The sequence below is a fragment of the Methylobacterium sp. Leaf456 genome, from assembly GCF_001425465.1.
Taxonomy (GTDB): Bacteria; Pseudomonadota; Alphaproteobacteria; order Rhizobiales; family Beijerinckiaceae; genus Methylobacterium.
Genome location: NZ_LMQV01000042.1, coordinates 218,623 through 242,617, shown reverse-complemented (window position 1 = coordinate 242,617; position 23,995 = coordinate 218,623). Strand labels below are relative to the sequence as shown.

The window sequence follows — 23,995 nt, the reverse complement described above, 5'->3', positions numbered from 1 at the left end:
TCGGCTGCAGAGTTCCGGCGGGGCGGTGCCGCGATTGTGATTTTTTTAAGACTTCGTCCGATCCGCCTTACGCCGATGTGAACCGGCCGTGCCGAGGGTCGGTTGCCCGGGAGTGCCGCATTCTGCCGCGGACGGAGCCGATCGCCCGATGTCGACGAACGAGCCTGCCTTGCCCGCGACCTTGCCCGCCCCCCAACCCGATCCGCGCCACGCCACCCTGTGGACGCTCGCCGTCTCGGCCGCACTGCTCGGCCTCGTCGCCCTGCCGCGCCGGCCCGCCCTGCGGGCGGGCGACGCCCCGCGTCCCGACACGTCCGCACCGGCCGGCGGCGCTGACAACGCGCGCCAAGAATCCCCCTCGCACGAGGGCGCGGACGCCCACCGGGTGGCGCAGGCCGAAAAACACCGCGGGCGCGCGGCCGACAGCCCCGAAAAGATCCCGGCGGCGGGGTGGTGGGACATCCTCAAGCGGGCCTACCACGATGTCGGCGAGAACCGGCTGACGCTGGTCTCGGCGGGCGTGACCTTCTTCGTGCTGCTGGCGCTCTTCCCGGCGGTCGCCGCTCTGGTCTCGGTCTACGGCCTGGTCGCCGACGTCTCGACGATCAATCAACAGATCGCGTCGCTGCGCGGCATCCTGCCCTCGGGCGGACTCGACATCGTCGCCGAGCAGGTCAAGCGCGTGACCGAGAAGGGCGACACGACCCTCGGCCTCACCGCGCTCACCGGCATCGTGCTCTCGGTCTGGAGCGCCAACGGGGGCGTGAAGCACGTCTTCGACGCGCTCAACCTCGTCTACAACGAGCGGGAGCGGCGCGGTTTCTTCAAGCTGAACCTCGTCTCGCTCGGCTTCACGGCCGGCGCGCTGCTGTTCGTGGTATTGGCGCTCGCCGGCATCGTCGCCGTGCCGGTGGCGATCCAGACGCTGGGCCTCAGCACGGAAGGCTGGTGGATCGCGCTGCTACGCTGGCCCGCGCTCTTCCTCGTCGTGCTCGGCATGCTCGCGGTGCTCTACCGCTACGGCCCGAGCCGCGACGCGCCGCGCTGGCGCTGGGTGACGCCCGGCGGCACGCTCGCGGCCTTCCTGTGGCTCGCGGGCTCGCTGCTGTTCTCGTGGTACGTCTCGAACTTCGGCTCGTACGACAAGACCTACGGCTCGCTGGGCGCCGCCATCGGCTTCATGACGTGGATCTGGATCTCGACCACGATCGTGCTGCTCGGCGCCCAGGTCAACGCCGAGACCGAGCACCAGACCGCCGAGGACACCACGGTCGGCGCGCCCAAGCCTCTGGGCGAGCGCGACGCCAAGATGGCCGACACGGTGGGGGCGGCGGCCTGATGCCGTCGGATCGGACCAGCCTCGGCGCCGTCTCCGACCCATGGCTTCACGGCGGCGGCTCCCGGCTGTCGTCGTGCTGCGTCGTCTTTCGGCGGGCCGGCCTCCATCGCTCTTCGATGGGCTCAAACGGCGGCCCGGCATCATGTTTCGGAATCACGGCGGCCACAATGCAGGTTATCGCCTCATGACTGGAAGTAAATTTCCGAACAGTCGAGCGTTCGATGCCTAATTTGGAAGTGTTATAATAAAAATATGAGATATTGGCGCTAAACTCAATTTCGCTTGACTGTGAGGATTAACATTTTTTAATACCCGTACCCGACAGCCGGAACGATCCGCCCCTGCGGCCCCGACCGGGACGGAGACTCCGTTTTCATGTTTCGATCTGCACGTGCCGCGCCCCTCCTCGCTCTCGGCACGCTCCTCGCCGCGTCCGGCGCCGGTGCGCAGGACGGGGACAATCCCGTCGTCACCCTCGACGAGTTGTCGGTGGCGGGCGACGGCAAGCCGATCTCGCGGGGCTACCAGCCGGTGCGCTCCTCGGTGGCGACCATCACCGAGACGCCGCTCATCAAGGTGCCGCAGGCGGTGGCGGTGGTGACCGAGCAGGTGCTTCAGGATCAGGCGGTGCGCAGCCTCGACGAGGCGCTGGTCAACGTCTCGGGCATCACCCAGACCAACACGCTCGGCGGCACGCAGGACGCCTTCATCCGCCGCGGCTTCGGCGACAACCGCGACGGCTCGATCCTACGGGACGGCCTGCGCACGGCCCTGCCCCGCGCCTTCATGCCGACGACCCAGCGGGTCGAGGTGCTGAAGGGCCCGGCCTCGGCCCTCTACGGCATCCTCGATCCGGGCGGGCTCATCAACATCGTCACCAAGAAGCCGCGCTTCACCCAGGCGGGCTACCTCGAAGTGTTCGGCACGAGCTTCAACGGAGGCGGCGTCGAGATGGACCAGAGCGGGCCGGTCGAGGGCACGAACCTCGCCTACCGCTTCATCGCGCAACACCGCAATCAGGAATACTGGCGCAACTTCGGTATGCAGAGCCAGCAGGTGATCGCGCCGTCGGTGACCTGGGAGGGCGACGACACCCGGGTGACGCTGGCCTACGAATGGTCGCATTACCGCACGCCGTTCGACCGCGGCACGGTGTTCGATCCCTTCACCCGCAAGGCGGTGGCGATCCCGCGGGGCCGCCGCCTCGACGAGCCCTGGTCCGTCACCGCGGGCGAGAGCCACGTCGCCTCGCTCTCGGTCGAGCGCCGCTTCAGCGAGAGCTGGAAAGCGAGCCTCAATTATGCGTTCAGCCACAACTTCTACCAGGACGACCAGTCCCGCCGGGTCAAATACGATCCGGCCACCGGCGACCTGACCCGCCGTTCGGACGCGACGCAGGACTCGAACTTCACCGTCCATTCCGGCCGGCTCGACATCGTCGGCCAGGAGACCCTCTTCGGTGTGCCGCACGAGATCCTGGTCGGCGCCTCCTACGACGAGTCGAACGTGGTGCGCAGCCGCATCATCCGCGATTCCAACCGGACACTGTTCGACGTCTTCAATCCGGCCTACGGCCGCACGCAGACGAGCACCTCCGTATTCGATTCGGACAGCAACCAGCGGGAGCACATCGCCACCGCCTCGGTCTACGCGCAGGATTCGATCTCGCTGACCGAACAGTTCATCGTCACCGGCGGCCTGCGCTACCAGTCGTTCGATCAGGTCGCGGGCCGCGGCGTCCTGGGGCCCCTGGCCGGCACGAACTACAATCCCGCCATCGACACGAACGTCGACTTCCGCCGCAACACCGACGTCTCGGGCGGGCGAGCCGTGCCGCGGGTCGGCCTCGTCTATCTTCTGACGCCGACGCTCTCGCTCTACGGCTCCTACAGCGAGACCTTCCGGCCGAACGCGTCGATCTCGAGCCCCATCGGCGCGCTGCCGCCGGAGCAGGGCGACGCCTTCGAGATCGGGCTGAAGACCGAATTGTTCGACGGGATCACGGCCACCGCCGCGCTCTACGACATCATGAAGTCGAACGTGCTGTACACTAGCACCTCCGGCGGCGAGACGGTGACCAACGTCGCCGGCCGGGTTCGCTCGCGCGGCTTCGAACTCGACGTGGCGGGCCAGATCGCCGAGGGCTGGAGCCTCATCGCCACCTACGCCTACACCGACGCGAAGGTCGTCGCGGACACGGACACGAGCCTGATCGGCAACGGGCTCGCCAATGTCGCCCCCCACACCGCCTCGTTGTTCCTGACGCACGATTTCGGGATCGTGCTGGGCCCCTTCGGCGAGGGGCGTCTGCGGGCGGGCCTGGGCGGGCGGTATGTCGGCGTGCGGCCGGGCAATGCGACCAACATCTTCAGCTCCGACGATTACGGAACGTTCCCCGGCCCGACGACGGTCCCCTTCTTCCTGCCGGACTACGCCGTGGCCGACGCCTTCCTGGCCTACGACACCCAGGTCGCCGGCCGCCCGACCACGCTGCAGCTCAACCTGCGCAACCTGACCGACACGACCTATTACGCCTCCTCCATCGGCACGAATTCGCTCAACGTGGCCGTCGGCGAGCCTTTCCAGGCGATCGTCACCGGCCGCGTGTTCTGGTGACGGCGATGGGGACGTCCGGCATGACGGTGAGCCTGCGCCCGATCCTGTTCCGCCTGCACTGGGCGCTCGGCCTCACCGCCGGCCTCGTCCTCGCCCTGATGGGCGTGACCGGCGCGCTGATGAGCTACGAGGAGGCGATTCAGGATGTCCTCGACGCGGACCTCGCTCACGTGCGCGTCGAGGAGCGGGCGCGCCTCGGGCCGGAGGCGCTGATCGCGCGGGCGCAGGCGCAGCGGCCGGGGCTCACGGTGGATGCCCTGACGATGCCGGGCGATGCCGCGCGCGCGCCCCGCGCCCGCTTCGCGCGGGTGGACGGCCGACGCCCGGCCTCGGCCTATCTCGACCCCCATGACGGCACCGTGCGCGGGCAGGCGCGGGCCGAGGAAGCCTTCGCGACGATCCGGTCGCTGCACCGCTGGCTGCTGCTTCCGGGCGACGGCGGAGGCTGGGGCCGGACCGTGACCGGATTCTGTGCGCTGGCCCTCATCGCCTTCCTGGCCACCGGCCTCTACCTGCGCTGGCCGGGGATCCACCGCTGGCGGATCTGGCTCAGGCCGAGCCTCGCCCGGCCGGGACGGGCGCGGTGGTGGTCGCTCCACGCGGTCCTCGGCACGTGGCTCGTGCCGGTCTATCTCGTTCTCGTCCTCACCGGGCTGTGGTGGTCCTACGGGTGGTATCGCACCGGAGCCACATGGCTTCTCACCGGCACCGCCCCGGCGGCAAAGACCGCGAAGGCGCCCGCGCCGGAGGGGCCCTACGCCCTCGACGCAGCCTGGGCCGCCTTCTCGGCCGGCGCGGGCCGCGACATGACGGTCGCGACGCTGACCCTTCCCGGGCCGGACCTCGCCGTGATCCGCATCCGCTGGGTCAGGGCCGGGGCGGGGCAATCGCCGGAGGACCGGGACGAGATGACCTTCGCGCCCGCGACCGGCCTGCCGCTCGGCATAAAGCGCGCGGCGGACAAGCCGCTCGGCCGCCGCATCGCCGACAACATGGTGGAAGTGCATCGCGGGCGCTTCTTCGGCGCGCCGCTCGCCTTCCTGTTCTTCCTCGCCGCCCTCGGTCTGCCGGTCTTCGCCGCGACCGGCGTGACGCTCTACGTCCTGCGCCGGCGGGCGGGTCGCCGCCGGGGGACGGCGGCAGGCGGCGCGCCGGACCGTCCGGCTCCGGCGCGTCAGTTCCTGGCGCGGCTCGGGTCGTCGGCCGGGTTCAGGTAATCGACGCCGAACGGGCCGCTGCCGTTGACCTGCAGCACCACCGCCTCATCCGTCGTCCAGAGGGAATGCGGCATCGCCTCGGGGAGGTAGACGAAGCCGCCGGCCCTGAGCTGCTCGCCCTTGCTCTTGTCCACCGTCCTGCCGTGCTGGTGATAGATCGAGCCGGTGAGGATCGTCAGCGTCTCGTCCTTGGAGTGGGTGTGCGGCGCGATCACGGTGTTGGCCGGGAACTTGATCCGCAGCACGAACGGGCCGGGCTTGGCCGGGTCGCCCGCGAGCGCCACGATCTGCGTGCCCTTGGGCAGGTTCGCCGGCCCCGGCTGCCATTGGATCGCCGACCCGTCCGGCAGCGTCACGGCGGCGGCATGCCCGTGCTCGCCCGCGGCGACGGCAGGAGCGGCGAGCAGCGCGGACAGGGCCGCAACGGTCAGGGTGGTTCGAACGGGCATCCTCACCTCGAATGTTGAGTGCGTTGGGGCAGCGTGCCGCCCGAAGCCCATTCGAGCGCGTCGTCGCCGAGCGCACAAGTCGGCGCCCGTCATTCACACAAAAAGGGGAGCGGCGGAGCTCATCGCCCCGCCACTCCCTCATTCGACGCTCGGGTCCGGCTTAGTAAGCCGGGCCGCCGCTCACGCGGCCGTACTGCGGCACGGGGCGGTCGAGCTGCTCGGCGTTGCCGCCGCGGGCCGAGTAATCGACGTCGCGGCGGGTGTTGACCGAGCCGGTGACGATGTCTTCGGTCGCGCGGACCGTACCGCCGACCACGCCGCCCACGACGTTGCCCGCCGCGCCGACGGTGCCGGTGACGATGTTTCCGGCCGCGTTGGTCACGCCGCCGACCACGGAGCCGACGCCGCCGAGGAGGCCGGTGCCCGGACGGGTCGGCTCGATATGCGCGCCCCAGACGTTGAGCGTGCCGTCACGGTTGTAGCTGGCGCTGTCGCCGTAGACACTCTGGGCGAGCGACGGGGTGGCGGCCATGCCGAGCGACAGGGCGACGGCGGCGGTGATCTTGGTGAAGGTCTTCATGATCGGTCCTTTGACTATGGGTTCCGAGCGGATCGTCTGATGCAGTCAGCGTATTCGCCGTCCGCACCATCACCGCTCGTTTGCGATGAGCCTGATTTGGTACCGATCATCTGCAGGACAACGTCCGCTTTGTCGCACCGCACCATCGTTATTTTTCGAGATAGACTTATTGTCATGCAGTTTGGTGCAGCGACAGGATGCACTCCGGAATTACTTCAATGATAACAATGCGTTCCTTGATTTTTGCACCGCACGCCCGCCACGTGCATCACCGCACCTCGGGGGGCGACGGCACGCAGTTCTTCACGGGCGGCCATGCGGCGCGCCCGGCTCAGGGCTGGAAGTCGAGCTGAGGTTCGAGGTTGGCGCGAGCCGTGTCACCGCAGCGCCCGTCGCTCAGGAGTTTTTCGCTGCGACTCTGGGCGACGCCGTGCAGGAAGCCGACAAGGGCGACCACCCGGTCGCTCTTACGCCGGGTCTTGCGCCAATAGGCCAGCATCGGCAGGTAGTTGCGGTTCTGCCAGTCCATGCCGCAGCGGGCGGCGAACCCGCTCACGACGCCACGCCGGATCACGGCGCGCGCCTCCTCGATCGTGATCGGTGGCTTGGCGAGTTCGGCGGGCGTGGCGGGGGCGCAGGAGCGTCCGCCCTCGCATTTGAGCTGCCCCATATTCTCCAGCCCGAGGCGGATGAAGCCGCTCACCTGCTCGTCGTTCATGCCGCCGGGCGGCGTCTGCGCCGAGGCCGCCGCCGTGAGGCCGAGCAGGGCCGCGCCGCAGACGCGCGCCGCCCCTCGGGCCATGCGACGGCACAAAACGCGGTGCCCTGCGGCGTTTCCCGAGCGCAGGACGATGGCCGCCCCGCGCAAAAATGATCTATGCATCCCCTGCCCCTTGGTGTCTCTCACGAACCGCCCGCCACACTGCCCTGCCCATCGGGGCAGCTAGCGGTGACCGGGAGTTGTGCGAGGCGCTTCTACTCGTTTTCGCGTTCCGATGGTGGCCCGCCCCATGTCCGACGAGATCCAGCCTGCCCCGGCCAAGCCCGTCGGCGCCGACGACCGGGTGATCCTGGTCGATGGCTCGTCCTTCATCTTCCGCGCGTATTTCCAGTCGATCAACCAAGACCAGAAGTACAACACCCGGCCCAGCGACGGCCTGCCGACCGGCGCGGTGCGGCTGTTCTGCACCAAGATCGCGCAGTTCCTCCAAGAGGGCGCCGCCGGCGTGAAGCCGACCCATCTCGGCATCGTCTTCGACAAGTCCGAGGGCTCGTTCCGCAAGGAGATGTTCCCCGACTACAAGGGCCACCGCCCCGACGCGCCGGACGATCTCAAGCGGCAGATGCCGCTGATGCGCGACGCCGTGCGCGCCTTCGGCCTGCACGCGGTCGAGCTGATCCGCTACGAGGCCGACGACCTGATCGCGACCTACGCGCGCCAGGCCGAGGCGCGGGGCGCCGAGGTCATCATCGTGTCCTCCGACAAGGACCTGATGCAACTCGTCTCGGACAAGATCCGGTTCTACGACTTCGAATCCGGCGCCAAGGGCAAGCCCGGCTACCGGCCCGAGCGCAACCTCGACCGCGACGCGATCATCGCCAAGTGGGAGGGGCTGACCCCGGAGCAGATAGGCGACGCCTTGGCGCTCATCGGCGACACCTCGGACAACGTGCCGGGCGTGCCGGGCATCGGCCTCAAGACCGCCGCCGCGCTGATCAAGGAATACGGCAGCCTCGCGCAGTTGCTGGAGCGGGCTGCCGAGATAAAGCAACCCAAGCGCCGCGAGACGCTGCTGGCCAACATCGATCAGGCCAAGCTCTCCCGCCGCCTCGTCGCGTTGGAGGAGGCGGTGCCGGTGCCGGTGCCGCTCGACGAACTCGGCGTGCCGGAGCCGGACCCGCAAAAGCTTGTCGGCTTCCTGAAGGCGATGGAGTTCAACACGCTCACGCGGCGCATCGCGCAGATGCTCCACGTCGATCCGGAGGCGGTGAAGCCCGATCCGGCGCTGCTGCCGGGCGCGCAGCCCCACGCCTACACTAACGCGGCCGGCGGCTCCGACGCGGTGCCGTTCTTCGACGACACCGCCGTGCCGGTCGATCCCGAGACCGCGGCGGCGCCCGAGCGTACCGACGGCCAAGCCCCGCCGGAAGCCGGTGAGGCCGATCCCTTCGCCGATCTCGATCTGCCGGACGCCGCGCCGAAGAAGCGCGGCTCGTCCGAGCCCACGCCCTCCACGCTGGTCGCGGCCCGCGCGGCCGAATCCGTCAAACCGTTCGACACGGCGGCCTACGAGACCGTCACCACGGTGGCGCAGCTGGAAGCCTGGATCGCCGAGGCTTACGAGGCCGGAATCATCGCGGTCGATACCGAGACCGACGCGCTCGACGCGGCGAAAGCCGGGCTGGTGGGCGTCTCGCTCGCCACCGCGCCGGGGCGGGCCTGCTACATCCCGCTCGCCCACGTCGCGCCCGACGCCAAGGGCGGCGACCTGTTCGGCGACGGCGCGGAAGTCGCCAAGGCGCCGGAGCAGATCCCCCTCGACACGGCACTCAAGCTGCTCAAGCCGCTGCTCGAAGACCCCGGCACCCTCAAAGTGGGCCAGAACCTCAAATACGACCTGTCGGTGCTGCACCGCTATCGCATCGACGTGACACCGTTCGACGACACGATGCTGATCTCCTACGTGCTCGATGCCGGCAAGGGCGGCCACGGCATGGACGAGCTGGCGCGGCGCCATCTCGGCCACCAGCCGATCACCTTCTCGGACGTGTGCGGCACCGGCCGCAACAAGATCACCTTCGAGCGGGTGGCGCTGGACAAGGCCACGGCCTACGCGGCCGAGGACGCCGACGTGACCCTGCGGTTGTGGCGGATGATGAAGCCGCGCCTCGCTGCCGAGCGGCGCGTCACCGTCTACGAGACTCTGGAGCGTCCGCTGGTGCCGGTGCTCGCCCGAATGGAGCGCGCGGGCATCCGCATCGACCGCAACATGCTGAGCCGCCTCTCGGGCGACTTTTCGCAGATCCTGGCGCGGCTGGAGGAGGAGATTCAGGAGGACGCGGGCGAAAAATTCCAGGTCTCGTCCCCGAAGCAGATCGGCGACGTGCTGTTCGGCAAGATGGGCCTGCCCGGCGCGAAGAAGACGCCGTCCGGCCAATGGGCCACGCCCGCCACGCTGCTGGAAGAGCTGGCCCAGGCCGGCCACGAACTGCCCAAGAAAATCCTGAACTGGCGCCAGCTCGCCAAGCTGAAATCGACCTACACCGACTCGCTGCAGGAGCACGCCGACCGCAAGACCGACCGGGTCCACACCTCGTTCTCGCTCGCCGCCACCACCACGGGCCGGCTTTCCTCCTCCGATCCGAACCTGCAGAACATCCCAATCCGCACCGAGGAGGGCCGTCGCATCCGCCGCGCCTTCGTGGCGCCGGAGGGCAAGCGGCTGATCTCGGCCGACTACAGCCAAATCGAGCTGCGCCTGCTCGCCCACATCGCCGACATCCCGCAGTTGCGGGAAGCATTCGAGCAGGGGCTCGACATCCACGCGGCGACGGCCAGCGCCATGTTCGGCGTGCCCCTCGACCAGATGACCGGCGATCTCAGGCGCCGGGCCAAGACCATCAATTTCGGCATCATCTACGGCATCTCGGCCTTCGGGCTGGCCGACCGCCTCGGCATCGGTCGCGAGGAGGCGTCCACCTTCATCAAGCAGTATTTCGAGCGGTTTCCCGGCATCCGCGACTACATCGACACGACGAAGCGTTCGTGCCGCGACAAGGGCTACGTCACCACCCTGTTCGGCCGCGTCTGCCACTATCCGCAGATCCGCTCGAACAACCCGTCCGAGCGGGCGAGCGTCGAGCGCCAAGCCATCAACGCCCCGATCCAGGGCACCGCCGCCGACATCATCCGCCGCGCCATGACGCGGATGGAGGACGCGCTGACGGCCAAAAACCTCGACGTGCGGATGCTGCTGCAGGTGCACGACGAACTGGTGTTCGAGGCCCATGCCGACGAGGTGGAGCGGGCGATTCCCGTGATCGCCCGGGTGATGGAGGAGGCGCCGGCCCCGGCCCTCACTTTAAGCGTGCCGCTGGTGGTGGAGGCGCGGGCGGCGGGGAATTGGGAGGAGGCGCATTGAGGGCGCGGCCTTCTTTCATCCCAACCAACCCCCTCATCCTGAGGTGCTGCGAAGCAGCCTCGAAGGAGGGCTCCAGCGTGTCGCGCGATCCCTGGAGCCCTCCTTCGAGGCTCCGCTTCGCTGCGCACCTCAGGATGAGGGGGGTGGGTCGGAGAAGTGTGGTTTTCCCTGCCGCTTGGCGGCCTCCTGCAGCCCATCCCAATCGCCGCGGATCAGCACCTCCTTTTTCGCCCGGCTCCATCCCTTCAATCGACGCTCGTAGGCAATCGCTTCGTCGAAGCGTTCGAACCGCTCCGACCAGACGAGCGTGACCGGGCGCCGCTGGCTGGTGTAGCCAGCATAGGTTCCGGTTTGATGCTCGCTGAGACGCTTATCCAGGGACTCACCGCGCGACGAGCCGACGTAGTAGCTGCCGTCGGCACAGCGGAGCATGTAGACGAAGGCGGGCATGAACGGAGCGGCGACTCACTGTTGATCCGCTTCATCCTACCCAATTCCCTCATCCTGAGGTGCGCAGCGCAGCGTAGCCTCGAAGGAGGGCTCCAGGGATCGCGAGCAGGCTGGAGCCCTCCTTCGAGGCCGCTTCGCGGCACCTCAGGATGAGGGGGGTGGGTGGGAGAGCCTGAGCCGGCTCTCGCAAAGCGCCGCCCTCAACCCTCACTCCCCCGAAAACTCTCCCCGATACGCAAACAACCCCGGCACCCCACCGGTCATCACGAACAGCAAAGCCGCCCCCGCCGGATAGACCCCCGCGCGCACGTCGTGCAGCAGGCCGGCGAAGGCCTTGCCGCTATAGACCGGGTCGAGCAGCAGGCCTTCGGTGCGGGCCATCAACCGTACGGCCTCGCGCATGCCCTCCGTGGGGATGCCGTAGCCGGGGCCGCGATGGGCGCCGTCGATGCAGATCGCGTCCTCGGGCAGCGTGAGGCCGGGATCGATCAGCGCGGCGGTGTCGCGCGCCCGCGCGAGGGTGGCGGCCTCGGCCTCCGCCTGCGGAGCGAGCACGGTGTAGGAGAGGACGCGCCGGGGATCGTGTCCCATCGCGAAAAAGCCGGCGGCGAGGCCGGCATGAGTGCCGGCGCTGCCGTTGGGGACGACGACGCGGGCGAAGTCGAGGCTCAGCACGGCGGCCTGCTCGGCGATCTCGGCGGCGCAGGCCGCGTAGCCGAGGCAGCCGAGAGGGCTCGATCCGCCGGAGGGGAAGACGCAGACGCGCCGGCCCTCCGCGCGCAACGCGTCCGCCCGCGCCTCGGCTTGCTTCAGCGAATCGGCCTCCCCCGGCAGGAGATGGACGCGGGCGCCAAAGAGGTCGTGCAGCAGGCGGTTGCCGTTGCCGGTGTAGTCGGCATCCTCCCGCGGCACGCTGCGGGTGAGGAACAGCTCGCAGGCGAGCCCGAGGCGGGCGGCGGCGGCGGCGGTGAGCCGCGCGTGGTTCGATTGCAGGGCGCCGACGGTGATGACCGTGTCGGCCCCCTCGGCCAGCGCTTGGCCGAGCAGGAATTCGAGCTTGCGCAGCTTGTTGCCGCCCCCGCCCACGGGGCCGACGTCGTCGCGCTTCACGAACAGGCGCACGCCGTTCAGCTCCGCCCCGAGATGGGTCGAGAGCCGGTCGAGCGAGCGGATCGGCGTCGGGCCGTCGGTGAGCGCCGCGCGGGGGAAGCGGGTGAGGTCCAAAGCGCCTACTCCCGGCCTACTCCGCGGCGACCTTCGGGCCGGGATCGCGGGCCCGCGCGCTGTCGTCGAAGGCGTCGGTGAATTGCAGGCTCGCGAGCTGCGCGTAGAGGCGGCCTTCCGCCAGCAGGCTCTCGTGCGTGCCCTCCTCGACGATGCGGCCGCCGTCGAAGACGAGGATGCGGTTGGCCGCGCGGATCGTGGCCAGCCGATGGGCGATGACGATCGTGGTGCGCCCCTGCATCAGCCGGTCGAGGGCGGTCTGCACCGCGCGCTCGCTCTCGGCATCGAGCGCCGAGGTCGCCTCGTCGAGGAGCAGCACGGGGGCGTCCTTGAGGATCGCGCGGGCGATGGCGACGCGCTGGCGCTGGCCGCCCGACAGGGTGGTGCCGCGCTCGCCCAGCAGCGTCGCGTAGCCCTGCGGCAGGGCGCGGATGAACCCGTCGGCGTTGGCAAGGCGGGCCGCCTCCTCGACCTGCGCGTCGGTAGCGTCGGGCCGGCCGTAGCGGATGTTCTCCGAGACCGTGCCGGAAAAGACCACCGGGTCCTGCGGCACCAGCGACAGGCGGGCGCGGAGCTGGTCGAGGTCGGCCTGCGGCAGGCTCAAGCCGTCGAGGCGCACCGCGCCCTCGTCCGGATCGTAGAAGCGCAGCAGCAATTGCAGCACCGTGGTCTTGCCCGCCCCGGAGGGGCCGACCAGTGCGATCCGCTCGCCCGGCGCCACCGCGAAGGAGACGCCGTCGAGAGCCGCGTGTTCGGGGCGCGTCGGGTAGCGGAATCGCACGTTCTCGAGAGCGATGGCGCCGCGGGCCGGGCTCGGCAGCGGAACCGGTTCTTTGGGAGACTGGATCACCGGCTCGGTGGCGAGGATCTCGCCGAGGCGCTCGGCGGCGCCCGCGGCCTGGGCGAGTTCGCCGTAGACCTCCGAGAGCTGGCCGAGCGCGCTCGCGCCGAACACCGCGTAGAGCACGAACTGCGAGAGCTGGCCGGCCGAGGTGGTGCCCGCGAGCACCTCCTTGGCGCCGTACCACATCACGCCGACGACCGAGGCCGAGATGAGGAAGATCGCCACACCGGTCAGCAGGGCGCGGGCCGTGATCGAGGCGCGGGCCGCGCCGTAGGCGTTCTCCGACGCCCCGGCGAAACGCTCGGCGGTGGTGCGGCCCATGCCGAAGGCCTGCATCGTGCGGATCGCGCCGACAGCCTCCGCGGCGTAGGCCGAGGCGTCGGCCAGCCGATCCTGCGCGGCCCGCGAGCGGCGGCGCACGCCGCGGCCCGAGACGATCAGCGGGAAGACGATCAGGGGGATTGCGGCGAGCACGAGGATCGACAGGCCGGGGCTCGTCCACACCATCATCACGACGGCGCCGACGAATAGGAACAGGTTGCGCAGCAGGATCGAGATCGAGACGCCGAACACCGCCTTGACCTGGGTCGCGTCGGCGGTGAGCCGCGAGACGATCTCGCCGGATTGCGACTTGTCGAAGAAGGTCGGGTCGAGGCTGGTCAGCCGCGCGAACACGGCCGAGCGCAGGTCGGCCACGACCCGCTCGCCCAGCGTCACCACGGAGTAGTAGCGGCCCGCGCTCGACACCGCGAGCACCGCCACGACGCCCAGCAGCGCGATGAAGTAGGAGTTGATGAAGGCCTGCCCCTCCGGCGAGAAGCCGTGGTCGATCACCCGGCGGATCGCCACCGGCACCACCAGCGTCGCGCCCGACGCGGCGATCAGCGAGATCAGCGCCGCCAGGATGCGGCCGCGGTAGCGGGCGGCGAACGGAACGAGCGGTCTCAGCGCGCCGAGCGGCGCCTTCCCCCTGGTGTTCGCGTCCGCGGCTCCGGACATCCCCTCACGCGCGCGGGCCATCGTTCCTCGTCATCGTTTCTTCCCGTGGGATCATCGCTGCCGCGATGATCCCCTTCCTTATAGCCTCAGTCGCCGGCGGTCGCGTCCGCGACCTTTGGCTTTCGCTCCGCTCAACGCCTCGGCTGAGCCGAGGCCGCTTCGCGGGGCGCTCTTCGCGCCCGGTCATACGGCATAATTCCTCGGATCGGACGATAGCCGTGTCCTAGGCTCACTTGTCCGGCCCCGGACGCTGCGGTATAGGCGCGCCCTCAACCGAATGCGCGCGATCTTTTGCCCTAGGCCGGTTTCACGGCGGCGTGGCCGGTCGGGTTGCTACCTCAGGAATGCGTCATGGCAAAGAATGCGGCCGACAAGGCCAAGGGGACCGAGCACCCCGACTACCACTTCATCAAGGTCGTGATGACCGACGGCACCGAGTACCGGACCCGCTCCACCTACGGCAAGGAAGGCGACGTCCTCAACCTCGACATCGATCCGAGCACGCACCCGGCCTGGACCGGCGGCGAGCAGAAGATGCTCGATCGCGGCGGCCGCGTCTCGCGCTTCAACACCCGCTTCGCCGGCCTCGGCTTCGCCAAGAAGTGATCTTTTGGGGCTCGGGTTCAGGCCCGACTCACTGAAACGGCGCCGCTTGCGGCGCCGTTTTCGTCTGTGCCCGGTGTGGACGCGGTCGCCCGCGCCCCACCCGAATCAGATCACGAAGAAGTCGTCGTGGGTGAGCTTGGGCTGGCCGTCCAGCACCGCGAACTTCACCGCGGCACCCTTCCCCGCGCCGTCGGCATCGTAGAACAGCTCGCCGGTCGCCTGCCGGTAGAGGATGCGGTCGTCGGCATCGACCTTGCCGGTGGTGATGTTCTTGAACGCGTTTCCCGCGAGCGGGCCGGGATCGAGGGCGGAAAAAACGTCCTCAGCCAAGCGGATCGTGTCGTCCACCGGCACGAAATCGACGATGCGATCAACGTTGCTGTTGCCGAGCGCGGTCGAGAACACGAAGGCGTCCTGCCCGCGTCCGCCGGTCAGGATGTCGGCGCCGCCCTTGCCGTCGAGGACGTTGTTGCCGTCGCCGCCGCGCAGGGCCTGGCCGAATTCATTGCCGGTGAGATCGAGGTTGAGCTGGCCGGTGGAGCGGTCGAGCCGCACCAGCTCGATCTCCTGGCCGGCGGCGAGCCCGTAGGACGTCTTGGTCACGATCGTGTCGTAGCCGCCGCCCACAGCCTCGCGGACGACGTCGCGGGCCTGGTCCACGGCGTAGGTGTCGTTGCCGGCCCCGCCGATCATCGTGTCGGCGCCGCCCTTGCCGTCGAGCACGTTGGCGCTCGCATTGCCGAAGAGCGTCTGCGCCAGTTCGTTGCCCCGCAGGTAGAACTGATCCGTCCCGCTCTGCTCGACGAGTTGCATCGTCTCGACCGCCTGCCCGCTCCCGAGCGCGTAGGAGGTGGAGGCCAGCACCCGGTCGTTGCCTTGGCCCGCCGCCTCGACGATCTGATCCCCGAGGTCGTCGACGATGTAGGTGTCGTCCCCCTTGCCGCCGACCAGCACGTCGGCGCCGCCCTTGCCGTCGAGCACGTTGGCGCCGGCATTGCCCGCCAGCGTCTGGGCGAACTCGTTTCCGGTGAGGTCGAGCTTCGCCGCCCCGGTCGAGGCGAGGAGGCGCAGCGCCTCGATCTCCTGCCCGGCCGCGAGGCTGTAGGCGACCGAGGTGTAGATCCGGTCGTTCCCGCCGCCGCCGACCGCCTCGATGACCTGATCCGCGCTGTCGTCGACGGCGTAGAGGTCGTCGCCGCCCCCGCCCCGCATCACGTCGGCGCCGACGCCGCCCTCCAGCGTGTCGGCCCCGTTGCCGCCGACGAGCGTCTGCGCGAAGGCGTTGCCGGTCAGCTTGAGGCCTCCCGTGTTGACGGCCAGATTGGCCTGCAGGCGCTCGATCTCCTGGCCGGCGCCCAGGGCGTAGCTCACGCTCGCGATGACCGTGTCGTCCCCCCCGCCGACCGCCTCCAGGACGACGTCCCGGGCCGAATCGACGGAGTAGGTGTCGTTGCCGGCCAGGCCCCGGAAGGTTTCGGCGCCGCCGCGGCCGTGGAACACGTCGTTGCCGGCCGTTCCAACATAACCGTCGATCTGCAGCGTGCCGGCCGGGTTGGTCGCGGCGCCCGCCAGCACGAGGTCGTTGCCGGCCTCGTCCCAGATGGAGGCCCCGTTGAGCACGAGGCTCGTCACCGTGAGATCGGGCGTCACCTGATCGACGGCTACGGTGTAGCGGAAGACGAGCTGCGTCGCCGCGGAGGCGGTCGCATCGTAGACGGCCCGTCCGCCGTCGTTCAGGGACAGGACCATCGATCCGGCATTCCTCACGACGAGGGCTTCGGACGCCGTGAGCGTGATCGTGGCGACCTGGCCGGCGGTGAGCGTTCCGGTTCCAGCGACGAGGCCGGGACCGGTGATCGTGGCGCCCGTGAAGACCGGCTTCGTCGTATCGACGCGAAGGCCGGTCTGCGCACCGGTTGCAGTTCCGACGCTCGCGTCGTCGAATCGGTCGGGCACGTCGAGCGATCCGTTGTGTAGGTACGACAAGGCGTAGCTTTGGGGCGTCGTCCCGCTCGAGATGGTGATGACGTCGAGCTTTCCGTCGCCGTCCAGATCCGCGAGAGCGAGGCCGGATAGACTGTAATCGGTCGTGAAGATCCGCGCCGGCTCGAATGTTCCGTCGCCGCGCCCGCGCATCACATGGACGGCATTGTAGGCCGGCGGGCCATACGAGGATGTTACATTGTAATTGGACTGACCATAGGTCACGATATCTTCGAAGCCATCCGCGTCGATGTCGGCAATTTCGAACCGCGGTGGAACGGATGCGTTGAATGCGTCCAGAACGGCTCGCGATGCCGCCTGAAACGTTCCGTCGCCGTCTCCGAATAGGATCACGTTGTCGGCACGCTGGCCCCTATCCGAACGATAACCTTCGACCAGCAGGTCGAGATTTCCGTCCGCATTCAAGTCGCACGTCCGGACCCCCATCAGAAACTGTGGAGTAGGCACGCCGCCGAACAGCTCGAACAACTTATTCGTAGAGCCGAGACGAATTTCGACGACAGAACTGAACAAGGCGATCTTGTAAGTAACCAGATCGGCAAGCCCGTCGTTGTTGAAATCGCCTACGGGGCCGATCGATCGATCCGGGAAGGATCCTTCCGACACGAAGGAACCTTGATAATTATTGCCGTATACGGGTATGATACCATCTTCGGATCCGACCGCAATGTCTTTGATTCCGTCACCATTGATGTCTATAAGATGAAAGGCACTCGAACCGGATTGCTGAGTGTAAGTGGACGAGATCTGAAGGTCGGCGAACGTTCCATCGCCAAACCCCAAATTGTACGTCAGATATTTTCCGCTATCTGCAAAACCAACGAGATCGGCGATTCCATCCCTATTGATATCGGTTGTCGCAGCCACTGATACGGACGAAAACCCGCTATTTGCCGAAATAGACTGCGACAACTCGCCAAACGTACCGTCGCTATTACTCAGATATACCGCTGCTTTCTGACCATCTTTCGAAACAAGGATATCGTCCTTGCCGTCGCCATTGAAATCATCGACGATTCTTCGATCAAAGACGCCCACTTCGATAATCGGCTGCGACTTATCGAGGTAGAGATTCTTCGGCACGAGGCTGACGCCGTTGGGACGGAAGCCCGCCACGGACAGCTCGGCGACATCCTGCCCTTGGACGACATCGTAATAGAACTCGGAATTGCCCTGGGCATCGACGCCGAGGAAGGTCGCGATCCCACCGTTGTTGAGGGTGAGATACGGCTGATTGAAATTGAAGCCGTCATAGGGATATCCGGGCGCGGCGACGGGATGGTCGGTCAGGAGCGTGAAGACGATCCTGTCATTGATGCCGACGACCGTGTCGCTTTCGCTCCAGGGCCCCGAATGGATGATCCGGGTCTGGATCTGCGAGACTTTCACGCTCATTCGAATCGCCTGGACATGAGTCGATCACGTCCCCGCGACGCACGACGCGCCATGGTGGCACAATACAGCCGATTCGGGGGAGAGCACCCGGCCGGATTGCATGCATTGTCGCGCGCGCGCCACAGGTGGCGCGCGCCGAGGCGAGCGGGCAGAGACGCTATTGGCCGCCGAACGCCGCCTGCAGGCGCCCGAACTGGGCCGTCACCGGGCTCTCCATCGGAACCGGCGCCGGACGATCCTCGCTGATGAGTTGGTCGAGGTGCAGGATGCGGGCGTGCAGCCGGCGCGAGCGGCGCACGAGGTCCTGCAGCCGCAGCGGCAGGGCGGCGAAGGTCTCGCTCGTCTCGGGCGGCACCCGGTCGGGCTCGTTGAGCTTGACCCGCGTCTTCTCTTCCTGCGCCTGCATCAGGGTCAGTTCGCCTTCGGAGACCGCACGCTGCACGAGGAGCCAGGAGGCGATCTGCATCAGGCGGGTCGTCAGCCGCATGCTCTCGCTGGCATAGGCCAACGTCGCGTCGCGCGAGATCAGGCGCGATTCGGCCCGGCCCTCGCCGTCGAGATAGGCCGCGGTCTCCTCGACCAGCAGCATCCCCTCGCGGAACAGGGCGCGAAACCCCTCCGACGCCACGTAGGACTCGCCGAAGCTCACCCAATGGCGCTCGTCCCGGAACGTCACGTCGAACTGGTTCATCCTGCCTCCTGTGCCGCGCGGCGCTCGTTTCGTCCCGATGTGGGACGGGTTCGGTGCGGCTGCGTTCACGGTGGCAAGTGTAGCGCCGATCGGAGCGCGGAAGGGGCTTCACGATCTTTTAAGGTTAACGGCGCAGCGGCGACGCATGGCGGCCGGGCGGTGAGCCGCGGCGACGAAAAAAAAGCCGCTCCGAAGAGCGGCTTGTCGCGAGTCTACAGGGAGGCATCAAACAGAGTGGACAGAAGACCCACTCAGGATCCAGACAATCTGGATGTGCCCCTTCGTACCTTGGAAAGGTTAACGGCGGGTTAAGCGCGCCGACGCGCGGCGCCGGCATCACCCGCGACTCCCCTGGACCACCGCTCGCAGAAGGACCGGCTGTGAACCGGGCGCGAAAAGCGCCCCGCGCAGTGGGCCTCGGCTCTGCCGAGGCGTCTAACGGAGCGAGAAGCCTAAGCCCGCGGACGCGGGCGCCGGCGCTTGAGGCCAACCAATGATCCGCGCTCGCGCGGATCATTGACTTGAGCCGTACCCTCCGCCATAAGCCGCGCCATTGCGAAGCGGCGCCCTGTCCGGGCGCCCTTCGCGTTTGCAGATCCCATTTCGAGGCTCAAGGCCGGTTCGCGCGCTCGTGCAGCGCCGCCGGGCCGTCCCCTCGGCCGCCGGAGACCCGCCATGAAGAGAACCTACCAGCCCAGCAAGCTCGTCCGGAAGCGCCGTCACGGCTTCCGCGCCCGCATGGCGACCGCCGGCGGCCGCAAGGTCATCGCCGCCCGCCGTGCGCACGGCCGCAAGCGCCTCTCCGCCTGATCGCGAGGACCGGCGCCGCCCTTACGGGTGGTGCCGCATCGCCGGCCTTGTGAGGCCGGCTTCGGAGCGCCCGTGTCGACGATCCGCCGACTCCGGCGGCGCCCGGACTTCCTGGCCGCGGCCGGGGGCCGGCGCTTCCACACCGAGCGCATGAGCGCCCAGGGGCGCCTGCGCGAGCCGGACGAGCAGCGCGACGGCGCACCGGCCGAGGGCCTGTTCCTCGGCTTCACCATCACCAAGCGCGTGGGCCATGCGACCGAACGCAACCGGATTCGCCGCCGCCTGCGCAGCGCGCTCGCCCTCGCGGCCGACGGCGCGCCCGAGGTCGGGGCCGACGTGGTCGTGATCGCCCGCCGCCCCGCGATCGATGCTCCGTTCGAGAGCCTCGTCGAGGACCTGCGCCGGGCGCTCCGCACGGTGACCAAGCCTCCGGGCCCCAAGCAATCGTCCGACCGGCCGAACCCGGCCCGCGGCCCCCGCCGCGGCCGGGATCGGCCTGTCGGCAAGCCTTCCTCCCTTCCCGCACCGATGGCGCCTGACGGATCGACCGATGGGTAACGACAAGACGAACATGTTCGTCGCGATCGCCTTGTCTCTGGTGGTCCTGCTCGGCTGGCACTACTTCGTGACCGGACCGGCGACCGAGAAGCAGCGGCAGCAGCAGGCGGCAGCGCAGAGCCAGACCACGCAGCAGCCCGGCGGCACCTCGCCCGCCGACGGCGTGCCGGGCCCGAGCCCGCAGCAGGGCGGCCCCTCGGCCCCCGTGCCGGGCACCCTGCCCCAGGCCGGCCCGGTCTCTCGCGAGGACGCGCTCGCCCGCTCGGCCCGCATCCGCATCGACACGCCCGCGCTCTACGGTTCGGTGGCGCTGAAAGGCGCCCGCATCGACGACGTGAGCCTGAAGAACTACCACGAGACCGTCAGCGACGAGAGCCCGCGCATCGTTCTGCTCTCGCCGACGGGAAGCCCGAACCCCTACTACGCCGAGTTCGGCTGGGTCGGCCAGAACGCCGGGCCTCTGCCCAACGCCGACACGCTGTGGACCGCCGAGGGCGACCTGCTGGCACCGGGCAAGCCCGTGACGCTGACCTGGGACAACGGCCAGGGCCTCGTCTTCAAGCGCATCCTCGCCGTCGACGACAAGTTCATGTTCACGGTCCGCGACGAGGTCGAGAACAAGTCGGGCAACGCGGTCACGCTCTATCCCTACAGCCTCGTCTCGCGCTGGGGTAAGCCGGCAACCCAGGGCTACTACGTGCTGCACGAGGGCCTGATCGGCTGGCTCGGCGACGACCGGCTGCAGGAGTTCAGCTACGACGCGGTGGCCAAGGAGCCGGCCTACGGCGGCGCCAACACCCGCGGCAAGGCGTGGTCGAACGTCACCGGCGGCTGGGTCGGCATCACCGACAAGTACTGGGCTGCGGCCGCGATTCCCGAGCAGGACAAGCCGTTCACCGGCGCCTTCACCGAGCGCACCGATGGGGCCACCAAGGTCTTCCAGACCAGCGTGCGGGGCGATGCCGTCGCGGTGGCGCCGGGCGCCTCCTCGGCCACGACCCAGCGCCTGTTCGCGGGCGCCAAGGAGGTCAACCAGATCAACGAGTACAAGCGCGATCTCAACATCCGCGAGTTCGACTCGATGATCGACTGGGGCTGGTTCTGGTTCCTGACCAAGCCGATGTTCCGCGCGCTGGACTTCTTCTTCCACCTCGCGGGCAATTTCGGCGTCTCGATCCTGCTTGTGACCCTGATCCTGAAGATTTTCTTCCTGCCGATCGCCAACCGCTCCTACGTCTCCATGGCCAAGATGAAGGCCGTGCAGCCCGAGATGATGTCTATCCGGGAGCGGTACAAAGACGACAAGATGAAGCAGCAACAGGCGATGATGGAGCTGTACAAGAAGGAGAAGATCAACCCGGTCGCCGGCTGCTGGCCGGTGCTGATTCAGATCCCGGTCTTCTTCGCGCTGTACAAGGTGCTGTTCATCACCATCGAGATGCGGCACGCGCCGTTCTTCGGCTGGATTCAGGACCTCGCCGCACCCGATCCGACCAGTATCCTGAACCTGTTCGGCGCCCTTCCGTGGGCGGCGCCCGACTTCGTCCATCTCGGCGTCTGGCCGCTGATCATGGGCGTGACGATGTTCATCCAGATGAAGATGAACCCCGCGCCGCCGGACCCGGTCCAGGCGCAGGTCTTCGCCTTCATGCCGATCATCTTCACCTTCATGCTCGGCTCGTTCCCGGCCGGCCTGGTAATCTACTGGGCCTGGAACAACACCCTCTCGGTGATCCAGCAATACGTCATCATGCGCCGCAACGGCGTGAAGGTGGAGTTATGGGACAACCTCCGGGGTACGTTCAAACGCGGCAAGGGCGCCGCGGCCAAGAGCTGACCTGACGGACAGACCAAGTCGAATGAGTCGCGGGCTCTCCTCCCCCATGGATCTCGGGCTTGCCCGAGATCCAGATCTTGCTTGCCTAGATCGGGCAGGCCCGATCTAGGTGGGGAGGAGGTAGGAGGTGGGGGTGGTTCAGGCGGAACCGTCGCGGTGCCTTCTGCCCGACCCCCACCCCTAACCCCTCCCCACAAGGAGGAGGGGAACGAGCGGCCCCAGACCCATGACAGACGCCGCAACCGACGAACCCACCCCCGAACTGCTGGAAGCCGGTCGCCTGCTCTTCGCGGGCGCCGCCGACTTCACCTGGGCCGCTCCCGAACTCGGGGCGCTGCCGCCGATGGAGGGCGTCGAGATCGCCTTTGCCGGGCGCTCCAACGTCGGCAAGTCGAGCCTCGTCAACGCGCTCACCGGGCGCAACACGCTGGCCCGCACCTCGCACACCCCGGGGCGCACGCAGCAGCTCAATTTCTTCCGCATCGGCGAGCGCTTCACCCTGGTGGACATGCCGGGCTACGGCTACGCCCAGGTCGAGAAGGCCAAGGTCGAGGCCTGGACCCGGCTGATCCACGCCTACCTCAAGGGCCGCTCGAACCTCGCGCGGGTCTACGTGCTGATCGATTCGCGCCACGGCCTGAAGGAGATCGACACCGCGCTGCTCGACGGGCTCGACAAGGCCGCGGTGTCCTACCAGCTCGTGCTGACCAAGGGTGACGCGCTGAAGAAATCCGAGATGGAGAAGCGCATCGCCGGCATCCACGCGGCTTTGGCCAAGCGTCCGGCGGCTTACCCCGAGGTGCTGCTGACCTCGAGCCGCGACGATCAGGGCGTGCCGGAACTGCGCGCCAGCATCGCCCGCCTGCTGCAGGAGCGCGGCGCGTGACGGGGCTCGACCGCGCGCTCGCCGCACTGGCGGCGCTGGCGGGCCTCCTCGGCGTCGCCGGGAGTGCGGCGGCCGCGCATACCAGCGGCGGCGAGACGCTGAAGACGGCCTCGCAGTTCCTGCTGTTCCACGCCCCCGCGATCCTGGCGCTGGTGGCCCTCGCCGCCGCCGGCCTAACCCGCGGCGCCCTCACCCGCACGGCGGCGGGCGCGATGGTCGTCGGGCTCGCGCTGTTCTCAGGGGACCTCGCGATGCGGGCGCTCATGGGCCAGCCGCTCTTCCCGATGGCCGCGCCGACCGGTGGGTTCGTGCTGATGGCGGGCTGGCTGTTGGCAGCGGTCGCAGCCCTGGTCCCCGCCGGACCTCGACGCCTCTGACCGGACCGTCGCATCCATGCGGTGGGGACTGAACCTCCGAGGCGACCTCGCCAAGCTCGGGGGCGATACCCTGGAAGAGCGGATGGACACCCTCATCGCGGAGCGGCAAGCCCTGTCGGCCTCGCTGTCCGACCTGGGCACCGTCGGCAATGCCTCCCTCTACCGGAGCGGCCTCGGGATGCCGTTCGGCCGCGGCCTTCTGCACGCGAGGCCGGTCTACGCGATCAATGCGCTACTCTACGGCGGCTCATGCCGACGGGGGCTCGGTCGGCTCTACATGATCGACTGCGAGTTGAAGGACCTGTTGGATGAGATCCGGCGGCGTCTCTGACGCCGCCGACCACGCGGTCCTACGGGATCAGGCTTGGCAGCGGCGGCTTCGCCCCGTTCGGCAGCGCGGTGCGGGCCATGTTCAGTGTCATGGCGAGCAGCGTGTAGTAGCCGTTGATGCCGGCCAAATCGATCGCGCCCTGCTCGCCGAACTTGGCGACCACGCGGCCGTAGGTCGTGTCGCTGATCGCCTTGCTGCGGTGAAGCTCGGTCGAGAAGGCGTAGACCAGCGCCTCCTCCTCGCCCATGGCGTCGGGGCGGCGCCCCTCCCGCACCGCCTCGACGATGGCCGGATCGAGCCCGGCCTTCAGCGCGATCGGCTCATGGATGTGCCATTCGAGCTGCTGGCTCCATTCCCGCGCGGTGAGCAGGATCGTGAACTCGCTGAGTTTCAGCGGGATCACGCTGTTGTAACGCAGGTACAGCCCCATGTTGCTGGCGTTGAGCATCAGTTGCGGGCTGCGCAGCAGCGGCACGAACGGCCCGAACACCGGCACCTTGCGCGCCGCCAGGAACTCCTCCGAGGCCTTGCGCTGCGCTTCGCTCTGCTGCGCGGCCGGGATGTCCAGCATCCGGTCCTGGGCCATCGCCCCCGTGGTTCCGAGGGCGAAGGCCAGCCCGATGAGCCCGTTGCGCATGAT

Annotated in this window: 20 protein-coding genes; 11 read left to right on the top strand and 9 right to left on the bottom strand. The window is 68.4% G+C overall.

Annotated elements, in window-relative coordinates:
• The first annotated feature begins 148 nt into the window (after window positions 1-148).
• The 3 genes from ASG52_RS21310 (at window position 149) to ASG52_RS21300 (ending at window position 5,172) form a co-directional block, all read left to right on the top strand.
• Window positions 149-1,339 (top strand): YihY/virulence factor BrkB family protein, encoded by a 1,191-nt coding sequence (locus tag ASG52_RS21310; protein WP_056247518.1) that lies wholly within the window; start codon window positions 149-151, stop codon window positions 1,337-1,339.
• A gap of 375 nt (window positions 1,340-1,714) precedes the next feature.
• A complete protein-coding gene (locus ASG52_RS21305) occupies window positions 1,715-3,955 on the top strand; it encodes a TonB-dependent siderophore receptor (protein ID WP_056247516.1) in 2,241 nt (746 codons plus the stop codon).
• A gap of 20 nt (window positions 3,956-3,975) precedes the next feature.
• Window positions 3,976-5,172 carry a PepSY-associated TM helix domain-containing protein gene (locus tag ASG52_RS21300; protein WP_056247514.1) on the top strand — a complete coding sequence of 399 codons (1,197 nt, stop codon included), beginning with the start codon at window positions 3,976-3,978 and terminating at the stop codon, window positions 5,170-5,172.
• Here ASG52_RS21300 and ASG52_RS21295 read toward each other — a convergent pair.
• From ASG52_RS21295 to ASG52_RS21285, 3 genes are all read right to left on the bottom strand, one after another.
• Window positions 5,130-5,621, bottom strand: coding sequence for a cupin domain-containing protein (locus tag ASG52_RS21295; RefSeq protein ID WP_056247512.1), 492 nt, complete (start codon window positions 5,619-5,621; stop codon window positions 5,130-5,132). The genes ASG52_RS21300 and ASG52_RS21295 overlap by 43 nt on opposite strands.
• A gap of 160 nt (window positions 5,622-5,781) precedes the next feature.
• Complete coding sequence (locus ASG52_RS21290) at window positions 5,782-6,201, bottom strand: hypothetical protein (RefSeq protein WP_056247510.1); 420 nt, start codon at window positions 6,199-6,201, stop codon at window positions 5,782-5,784.
• Between the two features lie 331 nt (window positions 6,202-6,532).
• The gene (locus ASG52_RS21285) at window positions 6,533-7,003 is read right to left on the bottom strand and encodes a hypothetical protein (RefSeq protein ID WP_056247509.1); all 471 of its coding nucleotides are present in this window, start codon (window positions 7,001-7,003) and stop codon (window positions 6,533-6,535) included.
• Window positions 7,004-7,211: 208 nt separating this feature from the next.
• Here ASG52_RS21285 and polA point away from each other — a divergent pair, with 208 nt between their 5' ends.
• Window positions 7,212-10,343 (top strand): DNA polymerase I, encoded by a 3,132-nt coding sequence (gene polA, locus ASG52_RS21280; RefSeq protein WP_056247507.1) that lies wholly within the window; start codon window positions 7,212-7,214, stop codon window positions 10,341-10,343.
• 129 nt (window positions 10,344-10,472) lie between these two features.
• Here polA and ASG52_RS21275 read toward each other — a convergent pair whose 3' ends face one another.
• The 3 genes from ASG52_RS21275 to ASG52_RS21265 form a co-directional block, all read right to left on the bottom strand.
• Window positions 10,473-10,793 (bottom strand): GIY-YIG nuclease family protein, encoded by a 321-nt coding sequence (locus tag ASG52_RS21275; RefSeq protein WP_056247504.1) that lies wholly within the window; start codon window positions 10,791-10,793, stop codon window positions 10,473-10,475.
• A 207-nt stretch (window positions 10,794-11,000) separates the two neighbouring features.
• Window positions 11,001-12,017 (bottom strand): D-cysteine desulfhydrase family protein, encoded by a 1,017-nt coding sequence (locus ASG52_RS21270; RefSeq protein ID WP_056247502.1) that lies wholly within the window; start codon window positions 12,015-12,017, stop codon window positions 11,001-11,003.
• Between the two features lie 16 nt (window positions 12,018-12,033).
• Window positions 12,034-13,881 carry an ABC transporter transmembrane domain-containing protein gene (locus ASG52_RS21265; protein ID WP_082552669.1) on the bottom strand — a complete coding sequence of 616 codons (1,848 nt, stop codon included), beginning with the start codon at window positions 13,879-13,881 and terminating at the stop codon, window positions 12,034-12,036.
• 330 nt (window positions 13,882-14,211) lie between these two features.
• On the opposite strand from ASG52_RS21265, the gene rpmE reads away from it, so the two are divergent.
• Entirely contained in the window at window positions 14,212-14,466 is a 255-nt protein-coding gene (rpmE, locus tag ASG52_RS21260; RefSeq protein WP_056247499.1) for a 50S ribosomal protein L31, read from the top strand.
• Between the two features lie 105 nt (window positions 14,467-14,571).
• Here rpmE and ASG52_RS26675 read toward each other — a convergent pair whose 3' ends face one another.
• Window positions 14,572-17,865: an FG-GAP-like repeat-containing protein gene (locus ASG52_RS26675; protein WP_082552668.1), complete on the bottom strand. Its 3,294-nt coding sequence runs from the start codon at window positions 17,863-17,865 to the stop codon at window positions 14,572-14,574.
• A 157-nt stretch (window positions 17,866-18,022) separates the two neighbouring features.
• Entirely contained in the window at window positions 18,023-18,556 is a 534-nt protein-coding gene (rcdA, locus tag ASG52_RS21250) for a protease adaptor protein RcdA (RefSeq protein WP_056247494.1), read from the bottom strand.
• A gap of 675 nt (window positions 18,557-19,231) precedes the next feature.
• On the opposite strand from rcdA, the gene rpmH reads away from it, so the two are divergent.
• The 6 genes from rpmH to ASG52_RS21220 all read left to right on the top strand — a co-directional run bounded on the left by rpmH (window position 19,232) and on the right by ASG52_RS21220 (window position 23,355).
• Window positions 19,232-19,366, top strand: a complete 135-nt coding sequence (gene rpmH / locus ASG52_RS21245; protein ID WP_012253788.1) for a 50S ribosomal protein L34 — start codon at window positions 19,232-19,234, stop codon at window positions 19,364-19,366.
• 72 nt (window positions 19,367-19,438) lie between these two features.
• Complete coding sequence (rnpA, locus tag ASG52_RS21240) at window positions 19,439-19,924, top strand: ribonuclease P protein component (protein WP_056247492.1); 486 nt, start codon at window positions 19,439-19,441, stop codon at window positions 19,922-19,924.
• Window positions 19,917-21,761 carry a membrane protein insertase YidC gene (yidC, locus tag ASG52_RS21235; RefSeq protein WP_056247490.1) on the top strand — a complete coding sequence of 615 codons (1,845 nt, stop codon included), beginning with the start codon at window positions 19,917-19,919 and terminating at the stop codon, window positions 21,759-21,761. Before rnpA ends, yidC begins: the two co-directional genes overlap by 8 nt.
• A 226-nt stretch (window positions 21,762-21,987) precedes the next feature.
• A complete protein-coding gene (yihA, locus tag ASG52_RS21230) occupies window positions 21,988-22,647 on the top strand; it encodes a ribosome biogenesis GTP-binding protein YihA/YsxC (RefSeq protein WP_056247489.1) in 660 nt (219 codons plus the stop codon).
• A complete protein-coding gene (locus ASG52_RS21225; RefSeq protein ID WP_056247487.1) occupies window positions 22,644-23,024 on the top strand; it encodes a DUF423 domain-containing protein in 381 nt (126 codons plus the stop codon). The genes yihA and ASG52_RS21225 overlap by 4 nt, the downstream gene beginning before the upstream one ends.
• Before the next feature lie 16 nt (window positions 23,025-23,040).
• The gene (locus ASG52_RS21220; protein ID WP_056247485.1) at window positions 23,041-23,355 is read left to right on the top strand and encodes a hypothetical protein; all 315 of its coding nucleotides are present in this window, start codon (window positions 23,041-23,043) and stop codon (window positions 23,353-23,355) included.
• A gap of 19 nt (window positions 23,356-23,374) precedes the next feature.
• On the opposite strand, the gene ASG52_RS21215 is transcribed toward ASG52_RS21220, so the two are convergent.
• On the bottom strand, window positions 23,375-23,992 hold the full coding sequence (locus ASG52_RS21215) for a carboxymuconolactone decarboxylase family protein (protein WP_056247484.1): 618 nt from the start codon (window positions 23,990-23,992) through the stop codon (window positions 23,375-23,377).
• Window positions 23,993-23,995 lie beyond the last annotated feature (3 nt).